The organism is Sinorhizobium garamanticum, from assembly GCF_029892065.1.
Taxonomy (GTDB): Bacteria; Pseudomonadota; Alphaproteobacteria; order Rhizobiales; family Rhizobiaceae; genus Sinorhizobium; species Sinorhizobium garamanticum.
In genome coordinates this window covers 4,160,356-4,181,254 of the sequence record NZ_CP120373.1, presented here as the reverse complement: position 1 = coordinate 4,181,254, position 20,899 = coordinate 4,160,356, and the positions used below count along the sequence as shown (strand labels likewise).

21 protein-coding genes are annotated in these 20,899 nt (G+C 61.9%); 8 read left to right on the top strand and 13 right to left on the bottom strand.

What is annotated here, in order from left to right:
- The first annotated feature begins 139 nt into the window (after positions 1-139).
- Positions 140-562, top strand: coding sequence for a nucleoside-diphosphate kinase (gene ndk, locus PZN02_RS19805; RefSeq protein WP_280659584.1), 423 nt, complete (start codon positions 140-142; stop codon positions 560-562).
- Between the two features lie 122 nt (positions 563-684).
- Here ndk and PZN02_RS19800 read toward each other — a convergent pair whose 3' ends face one another.
- Together PZN02_RS19800 and PZN02_RS19795 are read right to left on the bottom strand one after the other, a co-directional pair.
- On the bottom strand, positions 685-1,188 hold the full coding sequence (locus PZN02_RS19800; RefSeq protein ID WP_280659583.1) for a hypothetical protein: 504 nt from the start codon (positions 1,186-1,188) through the stop codon (positions 685-687).
- Positions 1,185-1,745, bottom strand: a complete 561-nt coding sequence (locus PZN02_RS19795) for a CGNR zinc finger domain-containing protein (protein ID WP_280659582.1) — start codon at positions 1,743-1,745, stop codon at positions 1,185-1,187. The genes PZN02_RS19800 and PZN02_RS19795 overlap by 4 nt, the downstream gene beginning before the upstream one ends.
- 67 nt (positions 1,746-1,812) lie before the next feature.
- On the opposite strand from PZN02_RS19795, the gene PZN02_RS19790 reads away from it, so the two are divergent.
- Entirely contained in the window at positions 1,813-2,709 is an 897-nt protein-coding gene (locus PZN02_RS19790) for a branched-chain amino acid ABC transporter permease (protein ID WP_280659581.1), read from the top strand.
- Here the strand turns inward: PZN02_RS19790 and PZN02_RS19785 are convergent, their stop codons facing one another.
- The 5 genes from PZN02_RS19785 to PZN02_RS19765 form a co-directional block, all read right to left on the bottom strand.
- On the bottom strand, positions 2,710-3,180 hold the full coding sequence (locus PZN02_RS19785; protein WP_280659580.1) for a molybdenum cofactor biosynthesis protein MoaE: 471 nt from the start codon (positions 3,178-3,180) through the stop codon (positions 2,710-2,712).
- Between the two features lie 4 nt (positions 3,181-3,184).
- Complete coding sequence (gene moaD, locus PZN02_RS19780; RefSeq protein ID WP_280659579.1) at positions 3,185-3,445, bottom strand: molybdopterin converting factor subunit 1; 261 nt, start codon at positions 3,443-3,445, stop codon at positions 3,185-3,187.
- Positions 3,442-4,029 carry a CDP-diacylglycerol--glycerol-3-phosphate 3-phosphatidyltransferase gene (pgsA, locus tag PZN02_RS19775; protein WP_280659578.1) on the bottom strand — a complete coding sequence of 196 codons (588 nt, stop codon included), beginning with the start codon at positions 4,027-4,029 and terminating at the stop codon, positions 3,442-3,444. The genes moaD and pgsA overlap by 4 nt, the downstream gene beginning before the upstream one ends.
- Before the next feature lie 276 nt (positions 4,030-4,305).
- Complete coding sequence (uvrC, locus tag PZN02_RS19770) at positions 4,306-6,330, bottom strand: excinuclease ABC subunit UvrC (RefSeq protein WP_280659577.1); 2,025 nt, start codon at positions 6,328-6,330, stop codon at positions 4,306-4,308.
- The gene (locus tag PZN02_RS19765) at positions 6,327-7,091 is read right to left on the bottom strand and encodes an SDR family oxidoreductase (protein ID WP_280659576.1); all 765 of its coding nucleotides are present in this window, start codon (positions 7,089-7,091) and stop codon (positions 6,327-6,329) included. Before PZN02_RS19765 ends, uvrC begins: the two co-directional genes overlap by 4 nt.
- A 361-nt stretch (positions 7,092-7,452) precedes the next feature.
- On the opposite strand from PZN02_RS19765, the gene PZN02_RS19760 reads away from it, so the two are divergent.
- Positions 7,453-8,091, top strand: coding sequence for an outer membrane protein (locus tag PZN02_RS19760; protein WP_280659575.1), 639 nt, complete (start codon positions 7,453-7,455; stop codon positions 8,089-8,091).
- Between the two features lie 48 nt (positions 8,092-8,139).
- Here the strand turns inward: PZN02_RS19760 and PZN02_RS19755 are convergent, their stop codons facing one another.
- The 4 genes from PZN02_RS19755 to PZN02_RS19740 are packed head-to-tail and all read right to left on the bottom strand — an operon-like array spanning position 8,140 to position 10,809.
- Entirely contained in the window at positions 8,140-8,730 is a 591-nt protein-coding gene (locus PZN02_RS19755; RefSeq protein WP_280659574.1) for a glutathione S-transferase, read from the bottom strand.
- Positions 8,731-8,746: 16 nt separating this feature from the next.
- A complete protein-coding gene (locus PZN02_RS19750) occupies positions 8,747-9,451 on the bottom strand; it encodes a ribonuclease T2 family protein (protein ID WP_425336258.1) in 705 nt (234 codons plus the stop codon).
- Positions 9,452-9,456: 5 nt separating this feature from the next.
- Positions 9,457-9,888, bottom strand: coding sequence for a hypothetical protein (locus PZN02_RS19745; RefSeq protein ID WP_280659573.1), 432 nt, complete (start codon positions 9,886-9,888; stop codon positions 9,457-9,459).
- Positions 9,889-9,939: 51 nt separating this feature from the next.
- A complete protein-coding gene (locus PZN02_RS19740; RefSeq protein ID WP_280659572.1) occupies positions 9,940-10,809 on the bottom strand; it encodes a 23S rRNA (adenine(2030)-N(6))-methyltransferase RlmJ in 870 nt (289 codons plus the stop codon).
- Between the two features lie 68 nt (positions 10,810-10,877).
- On the opposite strand from PZN02_RS19740, the gene PZN02_RS19735 reads away from it, so the two are divergent.
- The 4 genes from PZN02_RS19735 to PZN02_RS19720 all read left to right on the top strand — a co-directional run bounded on the left by PZN02_RS19735 (position 10,878) and on the right by PZN02_RS19720 (position 17,753).
- Positions 10,878-13,010 (top strand): molybdopterin-containing oxidoreductase family protein, encoded by a 2,133-nt coding sequence (locus tag PZN02_RS19735; protein ID WP_280659571.1) that lies wholly within the window; start codon positions 10,878-10,880, stop codon positions 13,008-13,010.
- Between the two features lie 64 nt (positions 13,011-13,074).
- On the top strand, positions 13,075-13,671 hold the full coding sequence (locus PZN02_RS19730) for an NUDIX domain-containing protein (protein ID WP_280659570.1): 597 nt from the start codon (positions 13,075-13,077) through the stop codon (positions 13,669-13,671).
- A gap of 99 nt (positions 13,672-13,770) precedes the next feature.
- Complete coding sequence (gene mprF / locus PZN02_RS19725; protein ID WP_280659569.1) at positions 13,771-16,380, top strand: bifunctional lysylphosphatidylglycerol flippase/synthetase MprF; 2,610 nt, start codon at positions 13,771-13,773, stop codon at positions 16,378-16,380.
- Entirely contained in the window at positions 16,377-17,753 is a 1,377-nt protein-coding gene (locus PZN02_RS19720; RefSeq protein WP_280659568.1) for a virulence factor family protein, read from the top strand. The genes mprF and PZN02_RS19720 overlap by 4 nt, the downstream gene beginning before the upstream one ends.
- 37 nt (positions 17,754-17,790) lie before the next feature.
- Here the strand turns inward: PZN02_RS19720 and purN are convergent, their stop codons facing one another.
- A complete protein-coding gene (gene purN, locus PZN02_RS19715; RefSeq protein ID WP_280659567.1) occupies positions 17,791-18,453 on the bottom strand; it encodes a phosphoribosylglycinamide formyltransferase in 663 nt (220 codons plus the stop codon).
- Positions 18,450-19,520, bottom strand: a complete 1,071-nt coding sequence (gene purM, locus PZN02_RS19710; protein WP_280659566.1) for a phosphoribosylformylglycinamidine cyclo-ligase — start codon at positions 19,518-19,520, stop codon at positions 18,450-18,452. Before purM ends, purN begins: the two co-directional genes overlap by 4 nt.
- A 251-nt stretch (positions 19,521-19,771) precedes the next feature.
- Here purM and PZN02_RS19705 point away from each other — a divergent pair, with 251 nt between their 5' ends.
- The gene (locus PZN02_RS19705) at positions 19,772-20,893 is read left to right on the top strand and encodes an AI-2E family transporter (protein WP_280659565.1); all 1,122 of its coding nucleotides are present in this window, start codon (positions 19,772-19,774) and stop codon (positions 20,891-20,893) included.
- The last annotated feature ends 6 nt before the right edge of the window (positions 20,894-20,899 follow it).

The window sequence follows — 20,899 nt, the reverse complement described above, 5'->3', positions numbered from 1 at the left end:
CTTCGTGAGGTCCGGGCGTTCCGTGACAGCGGCATGAAACTCGCGCCGGCCGGGCCGAAACATCGCTGCGCCCCCTTGTTTTGCACGGAATTGGCGGCTAATGAACCGCCACTTCTCAAGAAACAAGGGAATTGAGCCAATGGCGATTGAACGTACTTTTTCGATGATCAAGCCGGACGCGACGAAGCGCAACCTGACCGGCGCCATCACCAAGATGCTGGAAGATGCCGGCCTGCGCGTCGTCGCCTCGAAGCGCGTCTGGATGAGCCGCCGCGAAGCTCAAGGCTTCTACGCCGTACACAAGGACCGCCCGTTCTTCGGCGAACTGGTCGAGTTCATGTCCTCCGGCCCGACCGTCGTTCAGGTCCTCGAAGGCGAGAACGCCGTTGCCAAGAACCGCGAAGTCATGGGCGCCACCAATCCGGCAAACGCTGCCGAAGGCACCATCCGCAAGGTCCATGCCCTGTCGATCGGCGAAAACTCGGTCCACGGTTCGGATGCTCCGGAAACGGCAGCTGAGGAAATCGCCTACTGGTTCGCCGGCACCGAAATCGTCGGCTGATTCACTTTCTTCGTTTTGGCCGGCAAAGGCTTGAAACGGCTCTTCGAAACCGGGGCGGCGATGCCCCGGTTTTTTACTGAACGTCACAGGCCATTCCGGGACAAAGACATGCTTGCCGCGTATTACGTCGGGCAGGCCGCCGTCTCGAAGCGCTCCGGCGCCCTGCCGCCCACGAAGACCTCCGGGTTCTTGGCGTAGGCCGGCCCTTCGACGAGGGGCTTTGCCGGCAGGACATCCTGATCGAGGTCGGACGTCACCGTCGTTTCCAATTTCTGCAGCGTCGCGCCGTCCGGCCCCTTGACCTCGATCGTCACCGCGTAGGGCCTCTGCTTCTTGACGCAGCTTATCTCCGGGCTTTCCAGCGTCACTCTGTCGAGCTTCGGGAAGAGCTTGCGCGTCAGCGTCAGCGGTTCGCCGCCGGCCGGATTCTCGAAGCTGGCGACGACCACGCTGCCGTCCGGCACCGGCTCAGTTTTATTGAGCGTGATCATGTAGGCGGCATAGGCGAGGCGGTAGTTGAAGACGAACATCTTGCCGGTCAACTTCAGCGGGTCCGGCCCGGTTTCGCGCTGGCAGCCGACAAGTACCGCCGCGGCAAAGAGAGCGGATATGATGATGCGTTTCATGGCTGAACTCCCTGCCTGTTGCGGCGATAATGGCGTCTTGCTTTCGTGCGGTTGCCGCAAACCGCCATGTCGCACCAGGTACGGCTTCTGTTGCGGCTGCGGTCGAGAAACAGCCAGCAGCAATTGGGACATATTTTCAGGCGATCCGGCTCGGGACTGGCAATAAGACTGAGTGCCGAATGTGCGGTCGCCACATCAAGCGATGTGCCTTGGCTGTTGCCCGTCGGCTGACGCAAGACGGTGGCAATCGCCTCGAGCAGGTCTGCCAGCAGATCGGGCCTGTCCTCGGCCCCGGCTTGCGCCCGAAAATGGCGGTCCGTCGCCTCGCGCAATCCGATGAGTGATTTACGGTTCTCTGGCGGCGCCGGAGCAAGCGTACCGAAACGTTCTCTTTCGGCGCTATAGAGACCTGCGGCCTCGGCAAAGGAATCCATCGCCGCGGGGTCCGCGAAGCGGTCGATCCGACGCTCGGGATCGAAGCGCAAAACCACGGAATTGGCAACATCCAGCGCCAGGGCGCCTCCCGAGAATCTGTGCGCGGTCCAACTGAAACTCATGCGGAAATCCTAACTGGTCAAACAGATTTTACCAGTTATATTGCTTCTGTCACCACGCGGATGTGCCATGGCCTATTTTCTTCAGCAGATCGCCAACGCCGTACCCGTAGCCGCACTCTATGCGGCGCTGGCCTTCGGTTACGCGATTGCCTTTGCCGTCACTCGGCGGGCCGACTTGACCTACGGCGCGCTCTTTGCCTTTGCCGGCCAGATGTTCGTGCTTTTCGCAGATTTCGGCTGGAATCGGCTGTGGCTGGTCCTACCGGCGGCGCTCGGTGTCGGGGCGGCGGCGGCACTGACATTCGGACTTGGCGCCGGTCTCGTCGCAGGGCGCTATGTCATGCGGCCGCTGGCGTTTTCCTCGGCCAATGCCGTCGTCGTCGCTTCGCTCGGCAGTCTGATGGTGCTCATGGAAACGGCACGGCTCGCGTCCGAAACGCGAAGCCTGTGGTTGCCACCCTTCCTGAACCAGGTCATCGTGTTCTGGCCGAATCCTGTTTTTCCGGTGGCACTGACTGCCGTCCAGCTCATCAATACCGCGCTGCTGGCGGCGCTGGTCGCCGGCGGCCATTGGCTACTCACCCACTCCTATGTCGGGCGCTATTGGCGCGCCGTGTCGGAAGATCGCGAGGCGGCGGCGCTTTGCGGCATCGACCCTGCAACGGTTTATATCGTTGCCTATGGCACGGCGTCGCTAATCGCTGCGTTCTGCGGAATCCTTGCGGCGTCCTACTATGGCAATATGGATTTCGGCACGGGCCTGACCTTCGGCGTCAAGGTCCTGTTCATTGCGGCAATCGGTGGGCAGACAGCGCCGCTCTTCGCCGCCCTCGGGGCGGCCGGGGTCGGCCTGATCGAGACGCTGTGGAGCGCCTACGGCCCGATCCTGTGGCGGGATTTCGCGATCTTCGGCTTTTTGGTGATCGTGCTGGTCGTGACACGCCGGGAAAAGGTCATCCCCTGATCAGTTCTTTTGCGTCCAGCGGTCCCGGGCCGTGTCGTCGGCGTCCTTGGCGCTGACCCAGCCGCCGGCGCTGCCATCCGCACGATGTTCCTTCTTCCAGAAGGGGGCCGATGTCTTCAGGAAATCCATGACGAAGTTCGCGCCGTCGAAGGCCGCCTGCCGGTGCGGCGAGGCGGCAATCACCAGCACGATGTTTTCGCCGGGCATGATCTTGCCGAAGCGGTGGATCGCGGTCACGGCCTGCAGGCCGAAGCGTTTGACCGCCTCCCGACAGATGCGCTCAATCTCGGCCTCCGCCATACCGGGATAATGCTCCAGCTCAAGCGCGCCAAGTGCGCCCGCCTCGTCGCGGCAGAGCCCCGAGAACGTCACGACCGCGCCGATGTCCGCACGGCCGCGGGAGAGCGCGGAGACTTCGGCGGCGAGGTCGAAGTCTTCGCGCTGGACGCGCACGGTGACGGCGGTGTTCATCGCTTCAGCCGCCCGTCATCGGCGGAAAGAGGGCGATCTCGCGCGCGCCGGCAATTAGCTCGCCGTGATCGACATGCTCCTCGTTGATCGCCGCGCGAATGACGTTCTGGTGTTCGAGCGCCGCCTCGTATTGCTCGCCGAGCGTTTTCAGATGCGCAAGCAGATCGGCGACGGTCACGACATCAGCCGGAAGCTCCAGCGTTTCCTCACCCTTGCCGATACGTTCGCGAACCCAGGAAAAATAGACGAGGTTGATCGTGCTCATTCATTGACCACATGTTTCAAACCGGCGCGGAAATAATCATAGCCGGTATAGAGCGTGATTGCAGCCGCGATCCACAGAAGCACGATACCGGCTTCAGTGATATAGGGAACGATCTTGTCACCGGCCGGCCCAGCCAGCAGGAAGGCGATCGCCACCATCTGGATGGTCGTTTTCCACTTGGCGATGCGGGTCACCGGCACGCTGACCTTGAGCGCAGCAAGATATTCACGCAGGCCGGACACAAGAATCTCGCGGCAGAGAATGATGATCGCGGCCCAGATCGACCAGCCCGCGATCGTGCCGTCGGCGGCAACGAGAAGCAGGATCGAAGCAACAAGCAGTTTGTCGGCGATCGGATCCAGCATCCGGCCGATATTCGACGTCTGCTTCCAGATACGGGCAAGATAGCCGTCGAAGAAGTCTGTGATCGAAGCCGCGACGAACAGGACGAGCGCAGTCCAGCGTGCGAAGTCGGAGCTGTGGAGGCGGCCCTCGATGAAGAAGCAGAAAACGATCAGCGGCACGATCAGGATACGAAAATAGGTCAGCAGATTCGGGACGCTATAGGCGATGGGCGTTGGCATGGACTCGGTTTCTCTGGACACGACAATCCCTCATTTCCCGCGATCTGGGGCTATCGGCGCGATCGATTCTAACGGTCGGATCGGGATGCGGGCGGAAGGCGCCGAACGCCTTTCCTCATCCCCACCGGGTTTCAGGTGTACAGAATGACTTTGCGACCACAAGGTCAACAGGTCATTGTGTACGGTTTGTCATATTTGGCGGATTTCATCTGAACGCAGGCTGAATTGCCGGCACTGCCTGATGCCTTGGGTCGGGCGCGCGGCGGTGCCGGACAACTATTTGACGCCCTCCTCGTGAAAGTGTTCGTAGACAAGGCGTGCGACCGCTTCCGAGATGCCGTTGACCGCCATCAAGTCGTTGATGCCCGCCCGGGAAACCGCCTTTGCCGTGCCGAAGTGAGTGAGCAGCGCGCGCTTGCGCGTCGGCCCGATGCCGGCGATCTCGTCGAGCGGGTTCTTGACCAGTTCCTTTTTTCGGCGGGCGCGGTGCGAGCCGATGGCGAAGCGATGCGCCTCGTCGCGCAGTCTCTGGATGAAATAGAGCACCGGATCGCGCGGCGGCAGCGTGAAGCTCTCGCGGCCCTCGGCGAAAAACCGCTCGCGGCCGGCGTCGCGATCGACGCCCTTGGCGACGCCGATTGCCGTTACGCAGTCCTCGACGTCGAGTTCCTTGAGTATTGCGCGGACGGCGGTCATCTGACCCTGGCCGCCGTCAATCAGGATGACGTCCGGCCAGGCCGGGAATGCGCCGTCATCGCTGGGCTCTGCGCTGCGGTCGGGTTTGCCTTCCTCTTTCAGGAGGCGCGAGAAGCGTCGCGCCATCACCTCGCGCATCATCCCGAAGTCGTCGCCCGGAGTGATATCGGTCGATTTGATATTGAACTTGCGATACTGGCCTTTGACGAAACCCTCGGCGCCGGCGACGACCATGCCTCCGACGGCATTCGTTCCCATGATATGCGAGTTGTCGTAGATCTCGATGCGGCGCGGCACCTGTTCCAGTTGGAAAGTCTTGGCAAAGCCTTCGAGCAGCCGCGATTGCGATGCCGTCTCGGCAAGCTTGCGGCCATGGGCCTCGCGGGCATTTGCGAGCGCATGATCGACGAGATCCTTTTTCTCGCCGCGCTGCGGAACCAGGATCGATACCTTGTAGCCGGATTTCTCGCTGAGCGCCTGGCCGAGCAGTTCCTGTTCCTCGACCGCTTCGCAAAGCAAGATCTGCCGCGGACAGGGCTTGTCGTCGTAGAACTGGGCGAGAAAGGCGCTGAGCACTTCCGACGAAGGAAGCGACGGATCGGCCTTCGGAAAATAAGCGCGGTTGCCCCAGTTCTGGCCGGTCCGGAAGAAGAAGACCTGGATGCAGGAAATCCCGCCTTCGTGATGGATCGCGAAGACGTCCGCCTCCTCGACCCCTGCCGGATTGATGCCTTGATGGCTCTGCACGTGGCTCAGCGCCGCGAGGCGATCACGGTAGAGCGCGGCGCGCTCGAAATCGAGATTCTCCGAGGCTTCGCTCATGGCGGCAGCGATCGTCGCTTTCACGGCCTGGCTCTTGCCGGAGAGAAAATCCTTTGCCTCGCGAACGAGTTCGGCATAGTCGGCATCGCTGATTTCGCCGGTGCAAGGCGCCGAACAGCGCTTGATCTGATAGAGAAGGCAGGGGCGGGTGCGCGTCTCGAAGACGCTGTCCGTGCACGTTCTGAGAAGAAAGGCGCGCTGCAGCGAGTTGATGGTTCTTCCGACCGCGCCGGCAGAGGCGAAGGGGCCGAAGTAATCGCCCTTGCGGCTGCGGGCCCCGCGATGCTTGAACAGCGCCGGCGCCCTGCTGTCACCGGTGACGACGATGTACGGAAAGGATTTGTCGTCGCGCAGCAGCACGTTGAAGCGCGGTCGCAGACGCTTGATGAGGTTGGCTTCGAGCAGCAGCGCCTCGATCTCCGTCCGCGTTGTGACGAACTCCATGTTCGCCGTCTCGCGAATCATCCGCGAAATGCGGTTGGAATGGCCGCGGCCTTGCGCGTAGTTGTTCACCCGTTTCTTGAGGCTGCGGGCCTTGCCGACATAGAGCACGTCGCCGGCGTCATTGAACATGCGGTAGACGCCCGGACCGTTCGGCAAGAGCTTGACGAATGCCTGAATGAGTTCCGCGCCCTTGAGGCCTTGCGTTTCGACACGGTTCTCCGCCCAATCGATCGCCGGCGTCGGCCGCTCGCCTTCCGTCACGTCGAGCAGATCGTCGTCGTCATCGGTTTCGCTGCCGTCGTAAAGGATGCCGCCATCGGTGGGCGTCTGCCCGTTCATTCCACTATCTCCCGAATATCCGGCGTCTCCCAGGCAAGATGCTGGCCGCCGTCAAGCGCGATCATCTGTCCGGTAACCGACGGCGTGTCGAAAAGGAAGCGGATCGCGCGTCCAAACTCCTCGAGCGCCGGACCGCGCTTGAGGATCAGTGCGTCGACCTGCGCTTGAAAGTCGCTCTGTTTCTGCCGTTCGTTCGGCAGTGTCGGCCCCGGCCCGATGCCGTTGACGCGAACATGCGGGGCAAGCGCCTGCGCCATCGTCTGGGTTGCCGTCCACAGTGCGGACTTGGACAGCATATAGGAATAAAATCGCGGATTTGGAGACCAGACGCGCTGGTCTATGACGTTGACGATAAGGCCGGAAACGTCGTCCGGTCGCTGCCGGGCAAAGTCGCGCGCAAGCAGGGAAGGGGCCTTGACGTGGAGCGCGAAGTGACGTTCCCAAACATCCTCGTCGAATGCGTCCAGGCTGTCCTTCTTGAAGATCGAAGCGTTGTTGACGAGCAGGTCGAGCGGGCCAAGCAAGGCCGTCGCGTCCGCGATGACCTGGGACGCGGCGGCGGAATCGGTGAGGTCGGCTTTCAGCGTGACCGCCTTGCCGCCGTTCGCGGCGAGGCTCTTCGCCAGCGCGTCCGCTTCGGCGAGCGAGTTGTTCGCATGGATGGCGACGGCGAAGCCGTGCGCGGCGAGATTTTCGACTATTGCCTTGCCTATGCGCCGGGCGCCGCCGGTTACGAGCGCCGCCTTGAGTGTTCTCGTCAACTTTTTCCCGTCCCTCGAATCCTGTTCTCGCTGGACGAAGATATAGGCAAGAAACGCCAGCCTGAAACTATCCTGAAGGATTCATTTCAGAAAAATTAATGCAAAGCGGATAAATTGTATTATTTCGAATTGTTATAGTATAGATTTCGTTAATCTAGAATTATGGTTAATAAATACCCTGTGTCACGAAGGCAACATCTAATTTCAGCCGCGTTCGCGCCGCCAAAATTTCACATTTTAGCTCTTGAGATTCCGCATTTTCTGATCAATTTCCGCCTCGACCGGGCGGGTTAATCACAGAATGTCCGGTGTTCCGCAAAGATACAATTGAATCGGAGCATCGGTTGAAAAGGAGAATAGTATGCGTACGCTGACCACCACTCTCATGGCTTCGGCCATGGCTTTCGTTGCCTTGCAGGCCGCCCACGCCGCCGACGTCGTCGATGAGGTCCCGGCTGCTCCGGCTGCCGAATACAGCGAACCGGCGACCAAGGACTGGTCGGGCGCCTATGTCGGCGGCACGGCCGACTGGCACCATGGCGAGGCTGACGCGACGGGCTCAAACCCCTCCGTTGGTTTCGGCGGCGGTCTTTACGGCGGTTACAACGTGCAGAGCGGCCAGATCGTATACGGCGGTGAAGCCGATATCGGCTATGCCGGCAACGATTCTCACTCCAGCGGCCGTCGCGTCGAGCAGGGCGTCAATGGCTCGATCCGTGGCCGCGTCGGTGTCGATGTGAACCCGGTTCTCCTCTATGGTACGGCCGGTCTCGCTGTCGGCAAGGCCAAGCTCTCGACCCCGGGCGGCTCCGACAAGAATACGATGGTTGGCTGGACGGCCGGTGCCGGTGCGGAAACCCTGGTTACCGACAACATCACCGCACGCGTCGAATATCGCTATACCGACTACGCCTCCAAGGACTTCAACGTTGGCGGCAGCACCGTCACGTCCGGCTATGACGAGCACAGCGTCCGCGTTGGTATGGGCGTCAAGTTCTGATCGACCGACATGGCATCAGCGAAAAGGCCGGGGTGACCCGGCCTTTTTTCATGCCTTAAAATTGGAATAATCCGGAAAGTGCTTCTCGAACTTCGCCGGCCAGTTCTTGAGCTTTGACCGCCCTCGCTGCCACTCGCCGGCGAAACGCAATTCGATGTAGCGTAACAGGGCGGCCAACGCGAAATGACCCGCATTGAGCTTGCCGCCGGTCTTGGGCAGATTGGCGTTCAAGTAATCCAACGCGCGCTCGACTTTTTCCCATTGGCGGTCGATCCAGGGTTGATGCACCTTCTCCGGCGGGTGAAAGCGCTTCTCGTAGACGATTGCCAGCAGGCTGTCGCAAATGCCGTCGCAAAGCGCCTCGAAGATTTCCACTTCGGTGCGCTTGGCTGCGTTCTTCGGATAAAGCTTGCCCTTCGTTTCACGGTCGAGGAAATGCATGATCGCCCGGCTGTCGTAGATCGCCTTGCCGTCCGCAGTAATCAAGGTCGGGATCTTGCCCAGCGGATTGTTGTCGATCAGTTCCGGCGGATTGGCGTTCGTGTCCGTCAGCACGCTTTCTGCGGCGATCCCGATATGGTGCGCGGCCATGCGGACCTTGTTCGAATAGGGGGAGGCAGGCGAATAGAGTATCTTCATTCGAAGTCTTCCGTTGTTATTGGGCAGGGGGCAGGGAAACCGCGCCCCTTCTGCAGGCTTGGCGATCCACTTCGGGGCACGCCCTGAATTTCAGTGTCTTGTCGAAGCAGATTCTGATTTCTTCAAGGAGCCTGGCTTCGCAGGTAACAGCGATCGTCTCCGGCGTCATGCCGGGATTTTTCGCGATAAGCGCGGCTTCGATCGCTGATACTGGGAGATCGCGCGATCCTTCCGTCGAAGCCAGTTCCGGCGGGATCGTGAGCCGTTCACGCGCGGCGCGCGCCACGGCGAAATAGTCCGCTTGGCTGAGGCCGGAGCACGTGCCGTGCTTGCGCCACTGATGACCGATCAACCCCATCGAGGGAATGAGGTCGAGATACTGCCGGCCGAGCGCTTCCGGGACGCGATCCGATTGCCGCGTCGGACAATATTCCGGATAGCCCTTCTCATTCTGTGGCCAGAGTCCGTGCACGATGAGGCCACGGCGGCTGCCGGCCTCGCATTGATCTGTCTTTCCGGTTGGATCGTTGCTGCCACACCAGGTGGGCGACCAGGATAGGGAAAGGACGTAAAAGTCGAAGCCTTTGCCGACGAGAACCGGAGCCGTCGCCGCGGTCTTCGCCCCGCCAGTTCCGGAATTCGGGGCGGTCTTGTCCGCACCTTCATCGCTGCAGGCGGTGATCGTCAGAACGGCGACGAGCGCCGGCAGCAGCCTTTTCACCGCAGTCAGCGAAGCGAAGCGCAATGCGCGCCGTAGACGTACCAGGGGTCGAGGCCGCCCACGCAGAACTCGATGCTCCGGCCGACACCGGCAAAGCCCCACGGCCGCTCGATCAGATACCAGAGGGGACGCCGCACACCGTCGGTCATCACGGCAGTCGCATAGCAATATTCACGCTCGACAAGATGGGTATAGTCACGCGGTTCGAACCGATTTTGGCCCATGTCGCGAATCTCGGCTATGGCGAGGTTGGCATGAAGATAGTTTGCGGCCTTGTAGTCGAAGCGTCGGGTGATGAAACCCAGAACGGAGGCATTGCTGCAGGCTCCGGCAGCATAGGCTGCGTGGGGTGCAGGCTCTCCGATATAGTCGGCGGCCGGAGCAGCAGTGGTGAGGGAAAGCGAGAGCAGAAGCGATGCGGCAAGCGTACGAGTCATGGCCATCTCCCTGAATCCTTTCAGGAGATTGACGCCTTCGCCCTCGATCCGTCAAGGCCCCGGGTTGAGAGTCGCTTCACCCCGCAGCCAGAAGCAGCGGGCCGACGCGAAGCGGTCCTGAGCCAGATGTGTCTTCAGAAAGGGCAGCACCACATCGAGTTCACTCTTCAACGTGAAGGGCGGGTTGACGATGACCAGGCCCGATCCCGTAAGCCCCGTGGTGTCGCGATCGCTGCGCACCGCGAGTTCCACGCAGAGCGTTTTTGGAATCTCCAGCGCTTTCAACGCGGCGTGGAATTCCTTTATCGGTGCGCCTCTCTTCAGCGGATACCAGAGGCAGAAGATGCCGCCGGCGAAGCGTCGGTATCCCTTCGCAAGGCCATCGACCAGCCGCTCGTACTCGCCCTCGATCTCGAACGGAGGATCGACGAGAATGAGACCGCGCTTTTCCTTCGGCGGCAGGTGGGCGCCTAGCGCCAGCCAGCCATCGAGGTTCGTGATGCGGCTCTGGAAGTCGCCATCGAACAGGCGGTGCAGCGTCTCGTAGTCATCCGGATGCAGTTCCATCGCCGAAAGCCGGTCCTGCGGACGAAACAGCATGCGGACGAGCTTCGGTGAGCCGGGATAGTGGGTGACGCCTCCCTCGGGATTGAGATCGCGAACGGCCGCGAGATAGGGTTCGAGGATAGCGGCGACCGGGGCAGGAAGCTCCGTATCGAGCAATCGGCCGATGCCATCGCGCCATTCGCCGGTCTTCTGGGCTTCCTCGCTCGAAAGGTCATAGAGCCCGATGCCGGCATGCGTGTCGAGCACCCGGAAGGCCTTGTCCTTTTGCTTGAGATACGTGACGAGCCGCGCCAGCACCGCATGTTTCAGGACGTCGGCGAAATTGCCTGCGTGATAGATGTGCCGGTAGTTCATGAGCGCCGCCGATGGCTATGATCAATTGTTTCGATGGATGGCGAATGGGGCTTTTTGCCCTTTAGCGGATGCCATATAGAAAAGCCATGAACGTTGCGACCCCTATCAAAGCAGAAAAATCGATCGGCTACTCCGTCTGTCCGCACGACTGTCCGTCAGCCTGTGCGCTTGAAGTCGATCTCACGGCCGAAGGCCAGATCGGCCGCCTGCGTGGCGCGGCTGGAAACAGTTACACGGCCGGCGTCATCTGCGCCAAGGTTGCGCGCTATGCCGAGCGCATCTACCACCCCGGCCGGCTGATGGTGCCGCAACGCCGCACCGGCGCCAAGGGCGAGGGCAACTGGCAGGAGATTTCCTGGGAAGCGGCGCTCGACGAGATCGCCGATCAATTCGTCAAAGCCGAGCAGAAGCACGGCTCGGAGGCGGTCTGGCCCTATTTCTACGCGGGCACGATGGGGCAGGTCCAGCGTGACTCCATCGAGCGGCTGCGCCACGCCAAGCGTTATTCCGGCTTCTTCGGCTCGATCTGTACGAACATGGCCTGGACCGGCTTCACCATGGCGACCGGAGCCTTGCGCGGCCCCGACCCGCGCGAGATGGCCAAGGCCGACTGCGTCGTGATCTGGGGCACCAATGCGGTCGCGACGCAGGTCAACGTGATGACCCATGCGGTCAAGGCGCGCAAGGATCGCGGCGCCAAAATCGTCGTCATCGACATCTACGAGAACCCGACCGTCAAGCAAGCCGATATGGGGCTCGTGCTGAAACCGGGCACGGATGCCGCGCTGGCTTGCGCGGTCATGCACATCGCCTTCCGCGACGGCTATGTCGATCGCGCCTACATGGCGAAGTTCGCTGATGATCCCGAGGGTCTCGAAGCGCATCTTAAGACACGTGGCCCGGACTGGGCTTCCGCTATCACCGGCCTCTCGGTGGAGGAGATCGAAGCTTTCGCCAAGCTCGTGGGAACGACGCCCAGGACCTATTTCCGCCTAGGCTACGGGTTCACCCGCCAGCGCAACGGCTCCGTCGCCATCCATGCGGCCGCTTCAATCGCCACCGTCCTCGGTTCCTGGAAGCACGAGGGCGGCGGCGCGTTCCACTCGAACAACGACATCTTCAAGCTGGACAAGCGCGAACTCATCGGTTCCGCATTCCACGATCCCGACGTGCGCATGCTCGATCAATCGCAGATCGGCCGCGTGCTGACCGGGGATGCCGAGGCGCTGCGCCATCGCGGCCCCGTGACGGCGCTCCTCATCCAGAACACCAACCCGGTCAATGTCGCGCCCGAGCAGCGGCTGGTGAAACAGGGTTTCCTGCGCGACGACCTCTTCGTGGCCGTGCATGAGCAGTTCATGACCGACACCGCCCGGCTCGCGGACATCGTCCTGCCTGCCACCATGTTCCTCGAACACGACGATCTTTATCGCGGCGGCGGTCACCAGCATATTCTCATCGGTCCGAAGATCGTCGAACCGCCGCCGACGGTGCGCACCAATCTCTTCGTCATCGAGGAGCTGGCAAAGCGCCTCGGCGTTTCCGACAACCCAGGCTTTGGGCTCACCGAACGGCAGCATATCGATCGACTGCTGTCCAATTACGGCATCGGTTACGAGCGGATGAAAGAGGAGAAGTGGCTCGATTGCCAGCCGGCTTTCGAGGAGGCACATTTTCTCAACGGCTTCGGGCATCCCGACGGCAAGTTCCGCTTCAAGGCCGATTGGACCGGCACGCCCGCACCCAACCGGCCGCCGAAATCGATGGGCCCGCAAGGCCCGCACGGCAGGCTGCCGGAGTTTCCGGACCATGTCGATCTGATCGAAGTGGCCGACGAACGCCATCCATATAGACTGGCGACGTCCCCGGCGCGCTCGTTCCTGAATTCGACCTTCTCCGAAACGCCGTCGTCCGTTCAGAAGGAGGGACGACCGGAAGTCATGATCCACGCTGACGACGCCGCTGCGCTCGGCGTTGCCGAGGGCGATGTCGTCATGCTCGGCAACGACCGCGGCGAGGTCCGGTTGCATGCGAAGATCGGCGGTGGCACGCGCCGCGGTGTCGTCATCGCCGAAGGGATTTGGCCGAACGGCGCCCATCTCGACGGTGAGGGTATCAACGTCTTGACCGGTGCCGACGCGGTCGCGCCCTACGGCGGCGCGGCTTTCCACGATAACCGGGTCTGGGTGCGTCGGGTGTGAAGATTGGTCGGGCGATCGCGCCTTGTCGGTTTCAGCCGAATTCCCTTTCCAACAAGGATCTCACATGACGGAACATGCCGACCCGCGCGTCCGGATCATCGACCGCAAAACCCTCTGGAAAGGCTTCGTCAGTCTCGAGGAGGTCACGCTCGAACAGGAAATGTCCAACGGTCAAACCGCCCGGCTGGTCCGGGAAGTCCACGACCACGGTCGCGCCGCAACGATCCTGCTCTTCGATCCGGAGCGGCAGTCGGTGGTCCTCGTCCGCCAGCTTCGCATTCCCGTATTTCTGCAGGGCGAGCCGGGATATCTCATCGAAGCGCCGGCCGGCCTTCTCGACGGCGAGACGCCTGAAACGGCGATCTGTCGCGAGGCGATGGAAGAGACGGGCTATCGCATAGAAAGTGCGATGCATCTCTTCGATGCTTACATGAGCCCCGGCTCCGTAACGGAGCGGACGAGTTTTTTCCTGGGACACATCGACGCTTCGAAGAGAGTGATGGCAGGCGGAGGGCTTGCGCATGAAGGCGAAGATATCGAGGTGCTGGAAATCCCTTTCGAAAAGGCTGTCGCTATGATCGGCACTGGTGAGATCTGCGATGCCAAAACGATTATGCTGCTGCAATGGGCGTTGTTGAACCCTGCTGCTCTGGCTCTATAACGGGCCAGCATTACTGTTTCACATTACCGATGTTTCACTTTTTGTTCGTGTAGAGCTGCGTTAAAGCTTGCGTGTCTACTTCAACGGCACGGGCGAAACATGGCGTCCAGCTCTTCCCACGAGATTGAAGCGCAAGACCACCAGGCCGACAGTGGATGGAGGCCGTTTCTGAGGCGCAACCAGCGCTATCTTTCCGCCATCGGCACGCTTCTCGTGATCGCGCTCTTCGGAGCGGCCATCTTTCATCTGACCGCCGAGGTGCATTATGACGAGGTCGTCTCGGCATTGGCGGAAACGAGTTGGAAGTCGGTCGCAGCCGCAATCCTGTTCACCGGCTTGAGCTTCCTCGCGCTCACCTTCTACGATGTCGCAGCCCTCGACTACATCAAGCGCAAGCTGCCTTACGCGGATGTAGCGCTCACGGCCGCCTGTGCCTATGCCGTTGGCAATACGGCCGGTTTCGGAGCCTTGAGCGGCGGGGCGATCCGCTACCGGTCCTACTCCCGGCTCGGCCTGCGGCCGGAGGAGATAGCCCGCGTCATCGCCTTCGTTACGCTTGCCTTTGGGCTTGGTCTTGCCGCGGTCACTTGCCTCAGCTTGCTGACGGTCGGCGAATACGTCGCTCCGCTGACAGGGCTCGAACCGTTCTGGCTGCGGATCATCGCCATCGTTGTCCTCGGCGGCCTGTTGACCACCTTTATCCTGGCCGGAGAGGGCCGCGAGGTCAGCATCGGACGCCTCACCCTGCGTCTGCCCGACTCCAGAACCGCCTCCCGCCAGTTCCTGGTAACGGCGCTGGATCTTGCCGCATCCGCGAGCGTTCTCTACGTCCTGTTGCCATCGGGAGCGATCGGCTGGCCTGCTTTTCTGGCGGTCTATTCGTTCGCGGTCGGCATCGGCGTACTCAGCCATGTGCCGGCGGGACTCGGCGTCTTCGAAGCGGTGATGATTGCAACGCTCGGCCGCGCGGTCGACGTCGATACGATCCTCGGCGCGCTGGTTCTCTACCGCCTCATCTATCACGTGCTGCCGCTGCTGATCGCGATCGTGGTGATTGTCGGTGTGGAGGTACGTCAGTTCGCTGGTCGCCCCGCGGCATCGAGCGTCCGCCGGATAGGAGGCCGGATTGCTCCATTGCTTCTGGCCACGTTGGCACTTGTACTCGCCATCATGCTGGTTCTGTCGAGCGTGACGCCGACGCCCGACAAAAACCTGGCATTCCTTGAAAGCTATGTTCCGTTGCCACTTCTCGAGGGCGCGCATTTCCTCGCGAGCCTGCTCGGCCTGGCGCTGGTCATCGTCGCGCGGGGACTGGCGCTGCGCCTCGACGGTGCCTGGTGGGCGTCGATCGTGATTGCGACGGTTGCACTGCTTCTTTCATTGCTGAAGGCGGTGGCGTTGGCTGAAGCGGGTATGCTTGCATTCTTTGTCGTCGGGCTGCTTGCCAGCCGCCGGCTTTTCGTTCGCCCCGCGTCTCTGTTCGGTCAGGCTTTGACGCCGCCTTGGCTCACAGCGATCGGCGTCGTCTGCCTGGGCGCGTTTGTTGTCCTGCTTTTCGTCTATCGCGACGTCGGATACAGCCATGAGCTCTGGTGGCAGTTCGAGTTTTCCGCCGAGGCGCCACGCGGACTTCGTGCCTTCCTGGGGGTTGTGATCGGGGCGAGTGCCATCGCCATCTGGAGCCTGATGCGCCCGGCCACGACAACGGTGGAGCCGGCATCGGAAGAGGCGTTGGAGCGGGCGATCGCCATTGTAGATGCCCAGGATATGTCGGATGCCAACCTCGTGCGGATGGGCGACAAGAGCGTCATGTTCTCTTCAGACGGCAGCGCCTTCATCATGTACGGTCGGCGGGCGCGTTCCTGGATCGCTCTCTTCGATCCCGTCGGCCCCTTGGAAGCGTGGCCGGATCTCATCTGGCAGTTCATAGAGACCGCGCGCGCCAATGGCTGCAGGGCGGTGTTCTACCAGGTTTCGCCCCTTGGGCTCGCCTACTACGCCGACGCCGGCTTACGGGCTTTCCGATTGGGCGAGCTTGCCGAGGTCGATCTGATGCGGTTCGAGTTGAAGGGTGGAAAATGGGCAAACCTGCGCCAGCAGGTCAGCCGCGGCCAGCGTGACGGACTGGAATTCTCGATAGTTGAGCCCCAGGCAGTGCCGGCAATCCTGCCAGAGCTCGCGGCAATTTCGGATGCCTGGCTCGCGCATCACAGCGCACACGAGAAGAGTTTCTCCCTCGGAGCCTTCGATCCCCAATACCTTGCAGCGCAGCCGGTCGCTGTCCTTAAATGCGCGGGACGCATCGTTGCCTTCGCCAATATCCTCACGACCGCGACCAAGGAGGAGGGCTCGATCGACCTGATGCGCTTCTCGCCGGACGCCCCCAAAGGTTCGATGGACTTCCTGTTCGTGCAACTGATGGAATATCTCAAGGCGCAAGGCTACCGGCGCTTCAATCTCGGCATGGCGCCACTTTCGGGCATGTCTTCCCGGCAGATAGCTCCCGTGTGGGATCGAGCCGGCCGTGTATTTTTCGAGCACGGCGAACGCTTTTACAACTTCAAGGGCCTGCGCGCCTTCAAGTCCAAGTTCCACCCGCGTTGGCAACCCCGCTACCTTGTGGCGAGCGGCGGGCTCAACCCGATCCTGGCTTTGATGGACGCAACGTTCCTCATCGGCGGCGGTCTCAAGGGAGTGATAAGGAAATGACCGGCATCAGAAAGATCTGGAAGCTTGCCTTTTCCGCGGCACTGATCGGGGCAGCAGCCTCATTGCATACGTGGGCCGACGACGCACCGCAATTCGACACCGGCATGATCCCGTCGCCGCATATTCTTTTCCCCGAGGACGAGGCTTCCGCGGTCGTTGTGCTCCTTTCGGATACCGCCGGATGGACCGCGAAGGAAGACGGGGTCGCGCGTGCGCTTGCAAACGACAAGGCGCTCGTCATCGGCATCGATCTCAAGGCATATCTCGCTTCGCTTGCCAAGGATGACGGCGGCTGCATCTACGCGGTTTCGGATATCGAATCGCTGAGCCAGCAGGTTCAGCGCGCTGCCAAAAACAGCGCTTATCGACCGCCGATCGTCGCGGGCGTCGGCGCCGGCGGCGCCATGGCGCTGGCGATCGCCGCGCAATCCCCGCCCGCGACCATCGGTCAGACGCTTGCGGTCGATCCCGAAGAGGGCGTCGCATTGACGAAGCAGCTCTGTACGCCGGCCGAGAAGGTTCGAGAGGGCGATCGCATGGTCTATGGTTTGACCGACGGATCGTTGCCCGATCCCGTGACGGTTACGTTTTCGCCAACTGCTTCCGCCGCAGGGAAGGATCACGTGACTGCGCTTCTCGCCAAACATCCGGAGATCGAGACGCGTGATACCGGGGATGATGCCTATACAGCGCTTTCGGATGCGCTTTCCGGAGTGCTCGCAGAGGGCGGCGAAGCCGAAAACCCTTTCGGCCTTCCGCTGACGATCCTCGATGCGGAGCCCACGCGCGACACGATGGCCGTGATCTATTCGGGCGACGGCGGCTGGAGGGATATCGACAAGGAGGTCGGCAATGTGCTGCAACGAGAGGGCGTTCCGGTCGTCGGGGTGGATTCGCTGCGCTATTTCTGGTCCGAACGCCAGCCGCAAGCGACCGCCGACGATCTTGCGCGGATCATTACCTATTATCGAAAGCGCTGGAATGTCCGAAACGTCCTGCTAATCGGCTATTCCTTCGGCGCCGACATCCTGCCGCGCACCTACAACCTGCTCCCGCCATCCGATCGTGCGCGCGTGCGCCAGCTCACGCTCATGGCGCTCTCGCATCATGCCGACTACAAGATCTCGGTTCTCGGCTGGCTGGGTGCGGAGGGTGAGGGGGGCGACCCGGTCGACGACATCAAGGCAATCGACCCGTCGCTCGTCCAATGCATCTACGGTACGCAGGAGGACGACGACGCTTGCCCGGATCTGAAATCTTCGCGCGTGGACGTGGTCGCCATCGAGGGTGGCCACCATTTCGACGAGGACTATCCCGCCTTGACTCGCCGCGTGCTCGACGCGCTCGACCGAAGGCTCGCGGCGGCGAGGTGACGGGCAACGATCTGGGTCAGATTGCGGGAGACCTGGGTCAGATTGCGGGAGAAACGAGGATGCCCGATGCCTCGCCGACCGCATGGCTCGCAGCCCGCCCATCTTTCATTTCGATTTTGCCCTCGGCAACGAGCCTCAGCGCCATCGGGTAGATCTTGTGTTCAACGGTCAGAACGCGCGCGGCAAGCGTTTCCGCCGTGTCGCCGGCCAGAACCGGAACCGCGGCCTGGGCGATGATCGGGCCGTCGTCCATGCCTTCGGTGACAAAATGAACCGTGCAGCCGGCAAGCCGCATGCCGGCATCGATCGCCCGCTGATGGGTGTGGAGCCCCGGAAACAGCGGCAGCAGCGACGGATGAATATTGAGGATGCGGCCCTCATGACGCTGGATGAATGCTGCCGACAGCAGCCGCATATAGCCGGCAAGGCAGATGATGTCGGGCCGGAGCCGCTCGAGTTCCGCGAGAATCGCCGCTTCGTGCGCTTCCTTGCTGTCGAAATCCTTTCGGACGAACGAAAACGTCGGGATGCCGAGGGCGGCCGCCTTGGCCAGGCCACCGGCTTCCGCCTTGTCAGCAATCACTGCAATGACTTCGGCGGGAAAGTCCGGTTCCGCTGCTGCCTTTGCCAGCGAAAGCATGTTCGAGCCGCCGCCGGAAATGAAGACGACGACCCGCTTCTTAGCCGTAGTCGCGCTCATAGGGAGAGGCTGCCCTTGTAGATCGTACCTGCGGCGCCCTCGGCACGCGCGACCATGCGGCCGAGCGTGAAGACGGTCTCGCCTTCGCCAGTGAGTATCGTCGCGACCTTTTCAGCCTCCGTCGCCGGAACGACGGCGATCATGCCGACGCCGCAGTTGAACGTGCGCAGCATCTCATTGGCGGCGACGCCGCCAGTCTTGGCAAGCCAGGAGAAGACCGCCGGCGGCTTGATCGCGTCGAGGTCGATCTCGGCGGCAAGGTGCTTCGGCAGTACGCGCGGAATGTTTTCGGGAAATCCGCCGCCGGTAATATGCGCGAGCGCCTTGATCGCTCCCGTCTCGCGGATCGCCTTCAGCAACGGCTTCACGTAGATGCGCGTCGGCGTCAGCAGGAGATCGGCGAGTGTGCCTTCGCCGAACGGGGCCGGCGCGTCCCAAGCCAGTCCCGACAGCGCAACGATCTTGCGCACCAGCGAGTAGCCGTTCGAGTGTACGCCGGACGAGACGAGGCCGAGGATGACGTCACCTTCGGCAATGTCGCCCGCCGGCAGCAGCTGGCCGCGCTCGGCAGCGCCGACGGCAAAGCCGGCGAGATCGTAGTCGCCGCCTGAATACATGCCCGGCATTTCGGCCGTCTCCCCGCCAATCAGCGCGCAGCCCGCATCCCGGCAGCCGGCGGCGATACCGGCGACGATCGCGGCACCCTGGTCAGGGTCGAGCTTGCCGGTCGCGAAATAGTCGAGGAAGAACAGCGGTTCCGCGCCCTGCACGACGAGATCATTGACGCACATGGCGACGAGATCGATGCCGACCGTATCGTGCTTGTTCGCGTCGATGGCGATCTTGAGCTTGGTGCCGACGCCGTCGTTTGCCGCAACCAGCACCGGGTCGGTGAAACCGGCAGCTTTGAGATCGAAGAGACCGCCGAAACCGCCAATCTCGCCATCGGCTCCCGGGCGTCGCGTGGAGCGCACATGGGGTTTGATCTTCTCCACCATCAGGTTGCCGGCATCGATGTCGACGCCTGCGTCGCTATAGGTGAGACCATTCTTGCCCGACTGGCTCATGCTCGTTCTCCAAGGCTCGTCGAATTTTGCGGATGCGATTGGCACGGCGGGACAAGGAGTGCAAGCCAACTCCCGGCGCTTGCCGGCTTTTTTTGCCATTTTACCCGCATCCCACCGTGTTTCGACCGGCGAGGGCCCGATTTGCCTCCGCGTGAACGGCGCCGGGCTTGACCAGTGTGCGCACCGCGCCCTATCTCGTCCAAATGAATGGAACGCGAGGCGCTTGCGCCAGACGCGGGACGGGGAGCGCAATGGGCAGTCAGGTCAGCGGTATCAGTCTTAAGCGCCAGGTCGTCTTCTGGCTGCTGGTGCTCGCCGGCTTCATAGTCTTCCTGACGCTCTTCAGCTCGATCCTGTTGCCGTTTCTCGCCGGCATGGCGCTCGCCTATTTCCTCGATCCGGTCGCCGACCGGCTGCAGCGTTTGGGCCTCAGCCGGTTGATGGCGACCATCGTCATTCTTGTTGCCTTCGTCGTCGTGCTGGCGCTGTCGCTGATGATCGTCATCCCGTTGATCTTCACGCAAGCGGCCGACTTCGTCCAGAGGATGCCCGGCTATATTGCCAGCCTCCAGGCCTTCCTGACGGATAGCCAGACGGCGCTGCTTCCGGACTGGCTTGCGGCCCAGATGACGGCGATCAAGCAGAATTCGGCCAAGCTGCTCGAACAGGGCGCAAGTTTCCTGGGCACACTGTTCCAGCAACTGTGGAACTCCGGCATGGCACTGCTGGACATTCTTTCGCTCTTTATCATCACGCCTGTCGTGGCGTTCTATCTGCTGCTCGACTGGGACCGCATGGTCGAAAAACTCGACAGCTGGATCCCGCGCGACTATGTCGACATCGTCCGCCAGATCGCCCGCGACATGAACACGACCATCGCCGGCTTCGTTCGCGGCCAGGGTTCGCTGTGCATTATCCTCGGCCTCTACTACGCCATCGGCCTGTCGCTCGTCGGCCTCAATTTCGGGCTGCTGATCGGGCTTTTCGCCGGCATGATCAGCTTCATCCCCTATGTCGGCTCGATGGTGGGTCTCGTGCTGGCGGTTGGTGTGGCATTGGTCCAGTTTTGGCCGAATTATCTTACGATCGCGCTGGTGTTGGCCGTGTTCTTCAGCGGCCAGTTCCTCGAGGGCAACATTCTGCAGCCGAAGCTGGTCGGCAAGAGCGTCGGTCTCCACCCCGTCTGGCTGATGTTCGCCCTGCTCGCCTTCGGTGCTCTCTTCGGCTTCGTCGGTCTTCTCGTCGCCGTGCCGGCCGCCGCCGCGATCGGCGTCCTTGTCCGCTTCGGTATACAGCGGTACCTTGATAGTGATCTCTATCACGGGCATAGGACAGCCGCGGAGAAGCAGTCAGAAGGCCAAGAGCCCGGCTGAGCCGCG